This is a genomic window from Methanoculleus sp. UBA303 (genome assembly GCA_002501655.1).
Taxonomy (GTDB): Archaea; Halobacteriota; Methanomicrobia; order Methanomicrobiales; family Methanoculleaceae; genus Methanoculleus.
Genome location: DANY01000038.1, coordinates 36,798 through 48,545 on the forward strand (window position 1 = coordinate 36,798; position 11,748 = coordinate 48,545).

General features: G+C 63.8%; 12 protein-coding genes. 3 read left to right on the plus strand and 9 right to left on the minus strand.

Annotated elements, in window-relative coordinates; genetic code table 11:
• The first annotated feature begins 186 nt into the window (after positions 1-186).
• From BP846_RS09425 to BP846_RS09435, 3 genes are all read left to right on the plus strand, one after another.
• Positions 187-879, plus strand: coding sequence for a nucleoside-triphosphatase (locus BP846_RS09425; protein ID WP_292394743.1), 693 nt, complete (start codon positions 187-189; stop codon positions 877-879).
• Positions 880-1,502: 623 nt separating this feature from the next.
• Entirely contained in the window at positions 1,503-2,690 is a 1,188-nt protein-coding gene (locus BP846_RS09430; protein WP_292394745.1) for a FecCD family ABC transporter permease, read from the plus strand.
• Positions 2,687-3,490 carry an ABC transporter ATP-binding protein gene (locus BP846_RS09435; RefSeq protein ID WP_292394747.1) on the plus strand — a complete coding sequence of 268 codons (804 nt, stop codon included), beginning with the start codon at positions 2,687-2,689 and terminating at the stop codon, positions 3,488-3,490. The genes BP846_RS09430 and BP846_RS09435 overlap by 4 nt, the downstream gene beginning before the upstream one ends.
• A 43-nt stretch (positions 3,491-3,533) precedes the next feature.
• On the opposite strand, the gene BP846_RS09440 is transcribed toward BP846_RS09435, so the two are convergent.
• From BP846_RS09440 to BP846_RS09480, 9 genes are all read right to left on the minus strand, one after another.
• A complete protein-coding gene (locus BP846_RS09440; RefSeq protein ID WP_292394748.1) occupies positions 3,534-5,270 on the minus strand; it encodes an ABC transporter substrate-binding protein in 1,737 nt (578 codons plus the stop codon).
• A gap of 2 nt (positions 5,271-5,272) precedes the next feature.
• Complete coding sequence (locus tag BP846_RS09445) at positions 5,273-5,869, minus strand: class I SAM-dependent methyltransferase (RefSeq protein ID WP_292394751.1); 597 nt, start codon at positions 5,867-5,869, stop codon at positions 5,273-5,275.
• Positions 5,870-5,910: 41 nt separating this feature from the next.
• On the minus strand, positions 5,911-6,960 hold the full coding sequence (locus BP846_RS09450) for an ABC transporter substrate-binding protein (protein ID WP_292394753.1): 1,050 nt from the start codon (positions 6,958-6,960) through the stop codon (positions 5,911-5,913).
• A 505-nt stretch (positions 6,961-7,465) separates the two neighbouring features.
• Entirely contained in the window at positions 7,466-7,825 is a 360-nt protein-coding gene (locus BP846_RS09455) for a putative zinc-binding protein (protein ID WP_292394755.1), read from the minus strand.
• Between the two features lie 4 nt (positions 7,826-7,829).
• Complete coding sequence (locus BP846_RS09460; RefSeq protein ID WP_292394757.1) at positions 7,830-8,222, minus strand: DUF2703 domain-containing protein; 393 nt, start codon at positions 8,220-8,222, stop codon at positions 7,830-7,832.
• Between the two features lie 10 nt (positions 8,223-8,232).
• Positions 8,233-9,330 (minus strand): ACR3 family arsenite efflux transporter, encoded by a 1,098-nt coding sequence (gene arsB, locus BP846_RS09465; RefSeq protein WP_292394759.1) that lies wholly within the window; start codon positions 9,328-9,330, stop codon positions 8,233-8,235.
• Positions 9,330-10,235, minus strand: a complete 906-nt coding sequence (locus BP846_RS09470; protein ID WP_292394760.1) for a permease — start codon at positions 10,233-10,235, stop codon at positions 9,330-9,332. Before BP846_RS09470 ends, arsB begins: the two co-directional genes overlap by 1 nt.
• A 24-nt stretch (positions 10,236-10,259) precedes the next feature.
• Positions 10,260-10,418 carry a hypothetical protein gene (locus tag BP846_RS09475; protein ID WP_292394762.1) on the minus strand — a complete coding sequence of 53 codons (159 nt, stop codon included), beginning with the start codon at positions 10,416-10,418 and terminating at the stop codon, positions 10,260-10,262.
• A gap of 273 nt (positions 10,419-10,691) precedes the next feature.
• A complete protein-coding gene (locus tag BP846_RS09480; protein WP_292394764.1) occupies positions 10,692-11,408 on the minus strand; it encodes an aromatic aminobenezylarsenical efflux permease ArsG family transporter in 717 nt (238 codons plus the stop codon).
• Between the last annotated feature and the right edge of the window lie 340 nt (positions 11,409-11,748).

Genomic DNA, 11,748 nt, shown 5'->3' on the forward strand with positions numbered 1-11,748 from the left:
ACCGGCCTCGCAAGATGTAAATTAGATCATTTAAACAACACTCAAAAGTAAAAGTATTTTATACGAAAGCCACAGAAGTATATCCATGTACTCCGGAGCGAACGTCTCCCCGACCGTCAACCCGGACCCCGGCCGGGATAGACCCGTATCCCCATATTCAACCCTCTGTAGGGGGGGTTTCCCCCGATGAGCCAGGAGACACCGGTATTCATCATCACCGGCGAGCAGGGCCAGTGCAAGACGACATTCCTGCACCAGGTCCTCGGGCTCACCGTCGGGCTGCACGTCCGGGTCCGGGGCGTCCTCGCTCCCGGCCACGTACGGGACGGCAGGAGGTCCGGGTTTACCCTCGTCGACCTCGCCACCGGCGAGCACGAGGAACTCTCATCGATCGACCCCGACCCGCGGTGCGAGGTCCACGGCCGATTCTACTTCCGGCCCGAAGGGCTTGCATTCGGCCGCCGGGCGCTCGCGCCGCCGGACCCCCGGGAGACCGACCTCGTGGTCATCGATGAGGTGGGACGGTTCGAACTCGAGGGTGCAGTCTGGGCCAGGCAGATCGACCGCCTGGTCACGCTCCCGCATCCCCCCATGATCTGGACGGTCCGGCGCCGGCTTCTCGACACGGTCATTCAGTGCTGGGAGATTAGAAACCCCGTTGTGGTGGACGTCAGGACCGCGAGCGTAATGGCGACGGCAGGCGACGTGATGGATGCTGTCTGGGAGTGGCGGGAAGCGCAGACGGCTTCCACGGTCCTGGTGCCTCCGCTTCCCCGGGGCCGCATAGCCGGCGATCCCCCGCTGCTCGCTGATGCGGCCGCCGGAGTTTCCCCGGGCGCCCCGGCAATCCTGCGGCGGCGCTACTGCCCCGAGGGTTGAGGAGGATCCGCACCCGTTTCAAAAGAGCAGAATAACAACAGGCACTGCCGGAACACCCCCGCTTTTTTCTCACTTGAATCACGCATGTGACCGGGCATACCGGATGAAAAATGTCTGCCGGCCCGGGATACATGCCGCGCCGGGCGACACGCGCATGAGATAGCAACCTCACAGACGTCAAGGCTTCGCGCTCTTCGCGTGAGGCTATGGTGCACCTGGAAAGTTAGATGAAATGGTCCAATGAGGCTGTGCAGGAGGCTGCACTCATGAAAACGACCTCCTGGCTGGAGGTGGTTGCAGGCTCGACTTGATCTGGCTTTTCCCCGGACTCCTCCCGGGCAGTGGACCATGGTGGGCATCGCCTCGCGCGGGGAACTGAGTTTGAGCACCGGAGGCCTTGGCCGGGGGTCATCGGGGGCCTGGGTCCACCCGTATCCAGCATCCAGCGCATCAGTGGTTGGCGATGACCCCCGGGAGATGTGGGGTTCCGCACGTCACCGCCACGCCCGGAACAGGGTTTCGACCAAACCCTTTTATCACCTAAGTAAACATTGTGTCATTTACATTAACATAAAATTAAATAAACGTGATATCCAGATCCATGGTATGGACTGGTACGCGCGATGACCCGCGGGAAAGAACCGACCGTGGAGGCCGGGCAGGAGCCCGGGGAGAGCGTCACGATCAATCTCCCGTGGATTGCTTCGCATGGCGGCATGCCGGTTCACGAGGCCGTCCTCCGGTTCATCCCGGCAGGGAAGGCGATCTACCTCCTCCCAGTTGCCCTCTTCCTCTTCTCCCTCTTCTTCGGGAGATACATGATGGACCCGGTGGAGACCTTCCGGATCCTCGTCATCGGATCGGTGAACGCATTCTTCGACGGTGCGTCGTCCCTGCTCTCGGCCGCCTCCGGTCAGCAGGTCCTCCTCCCCTCCTTCGAGCAGACCTGGGGAGCATCAGAACAGACGGTTGTCTTCCAGATCAGGCTCCCGCGGTTGATAGCGGCGATGCTCGTCGGGGGAGGGCTCGCCATCGCCGGGGCCTCGTTCCAGGGACTCTTCAGGAACCCCCTTGTCTCCCCCGATATCCTCGGCGTGTCCGCCGGCGCAGGGTTTGGGGCGGCGCTCGGGATCCTCCTCTCCGGCAATCCCTGGGTCATCCAGGTCTCCGCCTTCTTCTTCGGGATCCTCGCGGTCGCCGTCACCTACGGCATCGGTCGGGCCATCGGCAAGGGCTCGACCCTCGTCCTCGTCCTCGGGGGGATCATCGTTGGATCACTCTTCTCCGCCTTCATATCCCTCACCAAATACGTCGCCGACCCCTACGACACCCTGCCCGCGATAGTCTTCTGGCTGATGGGAAGTCTCTCCGCGGTCTCGAACGCCGACATCGTCGCGGTCGCCCCGCCGATCCTTCTCGGCGCTCTCTGCCTCTACCTCGTCAGGTGGCGAATCAACCTCCTCGCGGTCGGCGAAGAGGAGGCGCAGGCGCTCGGGCTGGACACAAAGAGGATGACCGTGGTGCTCATCATCGCCTCGACCGTCATCACCGCCTCCGCGGTCTGTATCAGCGGGATCATCGGCTGGGTCGGCCTCGTCGTCCCCCACATAGGAAGGATGCTCGTCGGCCCCGACTTCCGGAAACTCATCCCCGTATCGGCCGTTATCGGGGCTTCTTTCATCCTGATCGTTGACGATATCGCAAGAACCCTGACCGTAGCCGAGATCCCCCTCGGCATCCTGACGTCGCTCATCGGTGCGCCATTCTTCGCATACCTCTTAACACGCAAAAAGGTAGGCTGGATATCATGATTCTGAACGTCAACAACGCCTCGTTCTCGTACGACGGCATCACAAAACAGTTCGAAGATATCTCCCTCTCCCTCCGGAGAGGAGAGGTCCTCTCCCTCCTCGGGAGGAACGGGACCGGAAAATCGACCCTGATCAAGTGCATCTTAAACATCCTCAGGCTCCAGGGTGGGGCGGTGGAGATCGACGGCCGCCGGGTCGCCGATATGCGGCCCGAGGAGGTCGCGCGGCAGGTCGGTTACGTCCCCCAGGCCCACCGTGCCGTCTTCCCGTTCTCGGCGCTCGATTTCGTCCTCATGGGGAGAGCCCCCCATATATCGGCCTTCTCGGTCCCGAAAGAGGAAGACTACGAGAAGGCGGAGGAGGCGTTTGAGCGGATCGGGATCACCCATCTCCGGGAGAAGTCCATCTCCGAGATGTCAGGGGGGGAGTCGCAGATGGTGATGATCGCCCGCGCTCTCGCCCAGGAGCCGTCGCTGCTCATCCTCGACGAACCGACGTCGCACCTCGATGTCGGCAACCAGATGAAGACGATAGCGACTATCGACCAGCTCGCCGCCGACGGGATCGCCATCCTGATGTGCACCCACTTCCCCGACCACGCTTTCCTGGTCTCGCATTCGGCCGCCATCCTCAATAAAGGCAGGCTGATCGCGCAGGGCCGGGCCGAGGACGTCATCACGAAGGAGAACCTCCGTGAAGCCTACGGGGTCGATATCTGCGTCCACTACATCAAGGAGGCTGGGCGGACGGTCTGCATCCCGATGAACCCGTGCGGCTGCCGGGGCAGGGAGGTGGCGTAACGGCCCGGGCGAACCACCCCGGGACCGCGCCCGCCCTGCCCGCTTACGGGCGGTAGAAGGACCGGTTCCCGGCGGTCCCTGCCGCGCCGGTCCCGTAAAACGTCCGGTAGAACCGGTCCTGTTCTGCGGCGAGATCGGACCCGGCGCGCTCCGGGTGGAGGGTGCCGGCGATGGCGGAGAGACCGAGGACCCAGCGGGGGTTGCCGAAGTCCCAGCCCGGCGGGAGGGTGTAGACCCGGCCGTGCTCGACGGCGTCGGCAGAGAGCCCCATCCTCCGGCACGCCGCAAGGTAATCCGAGGCCGGTGCGGAGAGGAACCCGGATATGAATATGTACTCGGGGTTGAACGCGGCAAACTCTTCCGGGGTTATGTTGACGCCCGGTTTCCCGGCACGCACGATCCTGCGGTTGACGGGGTCGCCGCCAGCTGCTTCCACGAGATCCATCTCGAACCGCTCGGCGTTCAGGGCGAAGAGCGGCGTCCCCATCGAGTAGTAGACCCGGGGCCGGGGGCACCCCTCGACCGCCGACGAGACCGCCGCAACCCGGTCGCTTATGTAGGTAGCAAGCCTCTCCGCCGCTTCGGGGCGGCCCGCCCGCTCCCCGAGTTCCCGGACAAGAGCGATATATCCGTCTATCCGCTGGATCTTCCCGTGGAGGTCTCTGATGTAGTCGTCCCGGATCACCCCGGCCCAGATCCGGGCAAGGTCGGCATCGGACTCCACCCCGAGGCAGACGAGGACGGCGTGGATCATCTCGAGCGCCCGGGTGAACCGGTAGCCGCCCATCATACCGGGCTCGGCGTAGGGTGTCTCCCCGATACTCCCGGCCACGGGGAGAGAAAACCCGCAGGAGCACCGGGCGTCCGCCGGGATCGCGATCGTCCGCGCTCCCATCGGCCCGAAGAACTCCCGCCGGACGACGGTCTTTCCGCAGGACGGGCACGCCGTATCGAGGTAGCCGGTCCCGGGCGAGTTGAAGAGGTAGACGTAGGAGAGCGTCTCCCGCAGGTCGTCGCAGATCCGCTCCGACTCCGCGATCGTCGGTTCCCTCTCCGGCGGCTCGTCACCGAACGGTATGAACCGCATGACGAGGAACGGTATATCGGGGGATACCGCCGCAACCCGGGCGGCCGCGGTGCGGATCTCGTCGTCACCGCCCCGGGCATGGATGCAGGAGACCTCGACATGGACGCCTGCTTCAACAAGCGTCCGCACCGTCCGGAAGGCGGGTTCCGCCGAGACCGCCCCGCACGCGCGGTAGCACGCATCGGACGCCCCCTTCAGCCCGATGTTTGCGAAGTCGATGGCGGACGCAAGGTCGCGGAGAGCCTCCTCTGTGTAGTAGCCGTTCGTTGCGCACCCGACGAGGAGGCCCGCATCGTGCGCCGCCCTGGCCACCCCGAGGAAGGTCTGGTGCATGGCGGTCGGGTCGTTGAGGCAGAACGCTATCCCCCGGCACCCCTCCTCCCGGGCGCGCCCGACCAGGGCGCCGGGCGGGATATGCCTGAGGGCCCCGGAGACGGCCTCGGCGTGGTGGGCGACCGTCTCGGATATGCACCCGCCGCAGGAGAAGGTGCACCCGATGCCGCTCGCCTGCAGGAACGTCTCCCGGGGGTGGTAATGGCAGAGCGGCATCGTCTCGATGGATATCGGCATGGCCGCGATGTAGCGGTCGGGGAACCGCTCGACGATCGTCCCGCCCTCGTTTGTGTACATCCTGCACCGCCCGGTCCCCCCGGGCGGGATGACGCACCGGTTCTCGCAGATGGAGCAGCGCATGCCTACCGCTCCTTCTCCATCACGACCCAGAACCCCGAGTCGTCGCTGATGAGCCGGTGAGGAAGCCCGAGGTCCTCGAGAACGCCCGCGATCCGTTTCCGGTTCTCCGGGCCGAGGTTTTTATCCCGGAAACTCTTCCAGTCGGGGTTCTCCTTCGCCATCACGGCCAGGACTGCGTCCCGGAGTTCGGCGGTCCCGAACCCGCCCCCGACGTAGGTCTTCCCGCCGGGTGCGAGGACCCGGTAAATCTCGGAGAACGCCCGGGGGAGGTCTTCCCAGAAGAAGACCGAGCCGCGGCTGACCACGAGGTCGACGGATCCCGCGGGGAGCGGGATATCGTGGACGTCGCCGGCGAGGAGCGAGAGGCGGCCCGAAAGCCCGGCCTCCCGGATGTTGTTTCGGGCGACGGCAAGCATCTCCGGGGACGAGTCGAGGAGCGTGACGGTAAGGTCGCTCGCCCGCGCAAGCGCAATTCCAAGCGACCCGGGGCCGCTGCCGGCGTCGAGGCACCGGCCGCTCCTGATCCCGCACTGATCGATGATCTGATCCGCGATCGCCGGGTAGACCGGGGCAAAGACCGTCTTTGCGATCCGGTCCATGCGTTCCGCTCCTTCACGGCCCTTTTCCTGTCCCATGCTCATCAGGCCCCGGGGTTCAGGATACCCCGGATCTGGTCGTCGGTGAGCGATACGTGGATGAAGGTCTCGTGATACTCCCGGACGAGGGATTCAAGGTCCATATCCCCGAAGAGGTCGGGGTAGAGGACTTTTGCCGTCCAGGGGATACCGATGATCCGGTTGATGCCGGGCGGGCGGTCGAACCAGCAGAACGCCGTCCGCGGGATGAGGTAGACCCGGCCCGTCTTCACGGCGGTGATATCCTGCCAGAGCGGGTCGGTCCGGACCGCGGCGTAGAACTTCGCGTCGCCTGCCAGGATGACGTCGGGGTCCCAGCGGATGATCTGCTCCATCGAGACCTCCGTCATCCCTATCCCCGCGGTGATCGCACAGTCTGCAACGTTTCTCCCGCCGCAGAGTTCTATGAGTTCAGAGTGGGACGAACCTGCGGGATCGGTCGTGAGCCCTTTCGGGCCCTCGGCGTAGTAAACCCCCACCCGCTGGTCGTCGGGAATCGAGGCCACCCGGTCCGTCACCGTGGCGAGCACCCCCTCGTAGAACGAGATCATTGCTTCGGCCTGCTTCTCCTCTCCAAGGAGGCCGCCCATGAACCTGATGGGCGCGGAGTAGCCGGTGGCGTTGACGGTATCCTCAACGGCGACGACCGGGATGGAGCCCAACTTCTGCTGCCGCTCGGCGACTGAGGCAAGCGCCGCCCCGCCGTCGGTGGTGTAGCCCTCGACGATGATGTCGGGGTGCATCGATATGAAGTTCTCGTAGTTGCCGGTCTCTTTCCCGAACCAGCCGCCGACGACCGGGAGCGCCGCGTACTGCTCGGGGGTGTAGCCCTTCTCGGGCGCGAAGTTCCAGCCCGCAAGCCGGTCGGGCGCGACCATGTAGACGAGATTCGTCGACGGCGGCGATGTGCAGAGAATGCTCGTGATCTCCGACGGCACGACGACCGTCCGGCCCGCCATATCGGTGATCGTGCGGTTTCCAGCCACGGATAGCGTTTCCTGGGTGGTCGTGCAGGCGGCGGAGGCGCAGAGGAGGACTGCACAGGCGCCGAGCATGATGAGCAGAAGGTAAGAGTGTTTTGTAATGATTACCACATCCGTTCGGTCTTCTCCGGCACGCTCCGGAGGGGAGGTATCGGAGGGCTATGGTACCGTAGTTGGGGCGTGGGCCTTATTTAAAATATCTATTTAACTTTAAGTTAATGTTAATTACTATACATTGAAACCCTCTGCCCTGATCCGGCGGCGGAGGTCCAGAACAGCGATCATCCCGTGCCCATGTAAGAGGAGGTGAGCCTACAGCCCGAGCCGGGAGCGTGCTCATGCCCTTCGCCCGTCACACGGGATAGTTCTCGCCCCTCCCGAACCCCGGAGATTCCATCTGCCGCCATTCGGTCGCATACCCCATCCACGGCTTTGCCCTGGAACACCTATGGTATGTGACCTCAGGCTTAACCGACGAAAATGATAATTGGATGCAGGGGGACGCAGGTATGCCGGATCGCGTGTTCTCCCGGGCGTGTTCATCGTTCGGGCTGTTCCGGTCAGTCGCAACCCCAGATCAGCCAGATTCACTCCCGCCCCGTACCGCCGCGAGCACCGCCCCTGCGAGCCGCTCGATCTCGTCGAACCGCGGCTCCGCCATGCCATCCTTTGTGATCCCGCATTCGGTCGCGACGACGTGCAGGTCCGGCTCGACCCCGATCTCCCGGAGTCTCCGGAGCGCACAGGCATCTTCGCACCCATCGAGTGCGAGGATCCGCCCTGCGTAGCGTGCCGCCTCCTCAAGAGGGCGGCTTGCCGGGAGCGAGGCCTCCACAATATCCGGCGAGCGCCGCAGGAGCGCCGTTCCCGTCAGAGTGGTCAGCCTCCCGGTATTCAAGAGGCCGGAACAGGTGATGAGGGTGACGGGTTCCGCCACAACCTCACTCCATCCCGAGCGCCTTCATAGCTGCCCGCCCTATCAGTTCCGGCGGGATCGCCTCGTACTCCTCACCGTTGTAGCGAAGCGCCCGGCACTCCGTATCCTCATCGCAGGTGATACAGGAGCAGGAGCAGCAGGGGGTGGTGGTCACCTCGACCCCCTCGAGGAGGTCTTCGATCGGCACCCCGTTGAAGAGGAGGCTGTTCGATTCCGCGACCGCCGCGTCGGGGAGGACGGTCTCGACCATCCGCACGCTGACCCCCTCCATCTCGAGGAGCGTGCGGATCTCCGCGAGAACTGCCGCAAGGGTCAGCCCGGTCTCCTCGCACCGCTCGCAGGTGTTTTCAACATCTTTCCCGATGTGTTTCCATTCAATGACGAGTTCCTTCTTCATGGTATCATCTCTACTGGGAATCCGCGGGACATCTTCCTGTCGCCTCCCCGCCGTACCACCTATCCCGGATCAGGAGCGCCACGTTCACGAGCGATATCAGCACCGGCACCTCGATCAGCGGGCCGATGACCGTGGCAAACGCCACACCGGAACCGATCCCGAAGACCCCGATAGCGACGGCGATGGCAAGTTCGAAGTTGTTGCTTGCCGCGGTGAACGAGAGCGCCGTTGCCCGGCCGTAATCGACCCCGAGTCTCCAGGACATCCAGAACGAGACGAAGAACATAGCGAGGAAGTAGATCGTGAGCGGGACGGCGATCCGGAGGACGTCGAGCGGGAGCGCGACGATGTTGCCGCCCTGGGTTGAGAACATAACGACGATGGTGAAGAGCAGCGCGACGAGCGTGATCGGCGATATCTTCGGGATGAACCGCTCCTGGTACCACTCCTTCGACTTCACCCGGAGGAGGGCGAACCGGGTGACAAACCCGGCGGCGAACGGGATGCCGAGGTAGACAAAGACCGTGGCAGCGACGCCCGAAATCGTGATCGGCACCGCCGTCCCGGCCCCGATCCCGAGGAGCGGCGGGAGGACGGTGATGAAGACGTAGGCGTAGAGGGCGTAGAAGAGCACCTGGAAGATGGAGTTCAAGCCAACGATGGCGGCACAATACTCGCAGTCGCCCTCTGCAAGGTCGTTCCAGACGATCACCATCGCGATGCACCGGGCGAGGCCCACGAGAATAAGGCCATACATGAACTCCGGCCGGCCCGAGAGGAAGACCGCCGCAAGGAGGAACATCAGTACCGGGCCGACGACCCAGTTCTGGACGACGGAGAGACCGAGCACCTTTCTGTCCCGGAAGACCCTCCCGAGTTCTTCGTACCGGACCTTCGCAAGCGGCGGGTACATCATCAGGATCAGCCCGATGGCGATGGGGATCGAGGTCGTCCCAATAGCAAACCCGGTGATTGCCGAAGGCACCGCGGGGACGAAGTAGCCGACGGCGACGCCGGCCACCATGGCAAGAACAATCCAGAGGGTCAGGTAGCGGTCGAGAAGCGAGAGCCGGGAGACCCCGGGGCGGGGCCGGTCGGCGGTGCCCATCAGATCACCGCGAGCACCTGGAATATGACGCCGGCAAGGACGGCGACGGTGAGGATCGTCGCCACGAAGGCGGCGACGAGCCTTCGTTCGAAGATCGCCGCAAGGAGCGTCACCTCAGGTATGCTTGCCCCCGCGCCGCCGATGATCAGGGCCATGACCGCCCCGATGCCCATCCCCTTCTCGAGGAGGACGGCACTCACGGGGATGAGCGTCTCGGCCCGGATGTACATCGGCACCCCTATTATCGCCGCCACCGGTATGGCGAGCGGGTTGTCCGGCCCGGCGAGGGAGACGATCAGGTCTCCGGGGACGAACCCGTAGATGAACGCCCCGATGCCCGCACCGAGGAGGAGGTAGGGGAAGACCTGCCGGAAAAGGCTGACGGCAAAGGAGAACGCACCGCGGATACGGGTGCCGTGGCTTGCACCGCAACTGCAGGGTTCCGGCCGTCCTTCGACTACCACATCCTTGACGTAGCGCTCGTAGCCGAGCCGCCCGAGGAGCCAGCCTATGCCGACGGCGGCGGTGAAGGTGACCGCGGCGTAGACGGCGGTCGGTACAACCCCGATGAGCGCGACGAGAAGCGAGAGGATCACCGGGTTTAAGAGCGGGGAGGCGAGCAGGAACGACATGCAGACCCCGAAAGGGATCCCGACGTCGAGGAGCCCGATCAGGATGGGGATGGTCGAACAGGAGCAGAAAGGGGTGAGCGCCCCGAAAGTGGCCCCGAGGACGTTCCCGACACCCTGCCGCCTCCCGGCAAGCACGCCCCGTATCCGCTCTTCGGGGATGTAGGCCTGGAGCAGCCCGACGAGGAACGTGATCCCGACAAAGAGCAGGATCAGTTCCCCGGCTATAACGACGAAGAACTGCCCGGCCGTAATGAGCGTTGAGGGAAGATCCATGAGGCCCGCTCCCGCATCGGTGGTTTACTGCTTCCCCGTGTCAGATTCTTCCTTCTTCTCCTTCGGGACGATCCGTGTGCCGCAGCAGCCGCCGCCGCTGCCACAGCCGCAGCCTGAGGAGAAGAGTTTCTTTATCCGCGATCCGATGCATCCTTCGTCTTTCTTATCATTCTCGCCTGTCATGGTCAATCACATCCGCTCCGGCCGATGCGCCGGAGTGTTTCAATCCGGTTTGAATTACTGTTGGTGGTGCTGGCGTATGAAGGTTTCCATTTCAATAAAAATTGAATTGGTATGAAACGGTATGCGGGAGGGACCTGCAGGACGGCGCAGTCTTCAGACCAAACGTGGACAGGAGCGCGGCATGGAAGGAGAGAAGGGCTGCGAGAGTTTTCCGGGCAGTCACAGGAGGGTTCCCCGCAGTGCCGAAAGAGCACCGGCCCCGCAGGAAGGGCATCACCCAAACAGCATTACCGCGAGGAGGTAGACCCCGATCCCGATGAAGAGCACCCCGACAATGCGCCGCGTCCAGTACTCGAACTTCTCCGCCGCTTTCATCGCGCTCCCCACCTTCGCGACCCCGGTCACCATGATCAGCGAGAACGCGATCACCGGCAGGGCGGTGGCGATGGCAAAGACCGCCGGGACGCCGAGCGGATCAGAGGTCCGAAGCGCCAGCGGGACGAGCATCGCAAAGAAGAGCACCGCCGAGAACGGGCAGAAGGTCAGTGCGAAGAGCACGCCGAGGAGAAAACTCCCTGCCAGCCCCTGATCGGCAACCCGCTCCTTGAACACGGCAAATCGCCTGCCCCCGCCCCTGCAGGAGGGGAGCACAACGAGATCGAGCATCACGACCCCGACGGCGATCAGCAACGGGCCGACCAGCACCTCGCCCCATGACTGGAGGAAGAGCGAGATCCCCTGGATGGAGAGGCCGAAGATGACGATCAGCGCCGCGAGCCCGACGTAGACGGCCATCCTCCCGGCGCTGTAGAGCGCTCCGGCAAGGAGGGTCTGCCCGGGATTGCCGATCCGGCGGGAGAGATACCCGATTGCGGCGATGTTCGTTGCGAGCGGGCAGGGCGAGAGGGCCATCATGAGTCCGATGAAGAACGCGGCGACGAGAGGGACGCTGCTCGTCCCCATCGTCTCCATGAACCCCATCAGGCTCATTGCGAGAAGTCCCCGGCGAGACGCATCCCGAGTAGCGTCTTGAGATACTGCATGAATCCGGGCTTGTCGTTCAGCTTGTACCAGACCCGGGTGTCCTCTTCATCTCGAACGGGCAAGGAGACCCCCTGCGCAAGCTGGGGGAGGAATTGCCCGCAACAAGCCCCGTACACTTTCGCCCCGCGGGAGTTATCTTATAGACCGATGAGTAACAAAGATAGGAGATAATGGCACTGCGAGCGGTCAGTAACTATCTCCGTCTTCCCAGGAAGACGTTCCAGATTATCGACACGCTCGCGTACCATGCCAAGAGCCTGTATAACGTGGGGCTGTACAATGTCCG